The organism is Kitasatospora nipponensis (assembly GCF_039528135.1).
Taxonomy (GTDB): Bacteria; Actinomycetota; Actinomycetes; order Streptomycetales; family Streptomycetaceae; genus Kitasatospora; species Kitasatospora nipponensis.
The window spans coordinates 1-657 of sequence record NZ_BAAALF010000791.1; the positions used below are offsets into that span (position 1 = coordinate 1).

Annotated in this window: 1 pseudogene; it reads right to left on the minus strand. The window is 72.9% G+C overall.

The annotated features are described in order from the left end of the window. Positions 1 to 599, minus strand: a pseudogene (locus tag ABD323_RS43370) (hypothetical protein); the annotation flags it as partial. Positions 600 to 657 lie beyond the last annotated feature (58 nt).

The window sequence follows — 657 nt, forward strand, 5'->3', positions numbered from 1 at the left end:
ATCACCAGGTCCAGGGTGGTCCAGCGGTAGGACTCGGGTTCCCGCCCCGGTGCCGTACCGAGGGTCGTCTCGGGGGCGAACGCCCGGAGGGCGGCCCGGTAGACCCCGGCTGCCCGGGGGTGACGGGCCGTCAGCGGGATGTCGCGCAGCAGGTACGGGTGGCCTTCCTTCGCCAGTGCGTCGGCGATCTCGTCGTGCCACCAACTGCCGACGGAGCGGGCGGTGAGCACCACGCAGGTGGGGCTCCGGCGGCCTCGGAGGGCCCGCAGGAGCCGGCTGACCTCCTCCCACCGGGCCTCCTCCGCGTAGTCCACCAGCACCAGCAACGGCGAGGCCACCCGCCCTAGCCAGGCCAGGTCCTCCGGACCCAGGGCGCGCAGCAGGAAGCCGGTGTGCCAGCCCAGATCCGCGAGCCGACTGCCCAACTCGGCCGCCAGCCGGGTCTTTCCGGCGCCTCCGACACCGTGCAGCAAAGCGATCCTGGTGGGCGGGCCACCGTCCACTCCGGGCCTCGGCTGCTGGCACCAGTCGAGCAACAGGTCCAGCTCGTTCCGTGGATGGAACGCGACCACCTCGTGCCGGGCCGACAGCTGCTTCAACGGCCCGCTGTCAGATGCCAGTTCGAGGTACGGCGGCGCGAGCACCCTGGCGGCCGGG